1 pseudogene is annotated in these 270 nt (G+C 57.8%); it reads left to right on the top strand.

Going from position 1 to position 270, the window contains the following annotated elements:
- A pseudogene (locus Q5L94_RS13720) lies at window positions 1-270 on the top strand (HlyD family type I secretion periplasmic adaptor subunit); the annotation flags it as partial.

Below are 270 nucleotides of genomic sequence, written 5' to 3' on the forward strand. Positions count from 1 at the left end.
GTGAAAATCACGGCATATGATTTCTCGACTTACGGCGACCTGCGCGGCAGCGTGACCCAGATTTCTGAGGATACCGTCGAGGAAGATACCCCGCAGGGACCGCAGGATTTTTATCGGGTGATGGTCCGCACGGAGAGCAACCAGCTGGAGCGCCATGGTGAAAAGTTCTCAATTCGTCCCGGTATGCTGGCGCAGGTTGATATCGAGAGCGGCAAGCGATCCGTCCTCAGCTATCTGACTCGCCCTCTGCTCAAGGCCCGCCTCCGCTAG

Source organism: Idiomarina sp. Sol25, assembly GCF_033052775.1.
Classification (GTDB): domain Bacteria; phylum Pseudomonadota; class Gammaproteobacteria; order Enterobacterales; family Alteromonadaceae; genus Idiomarina.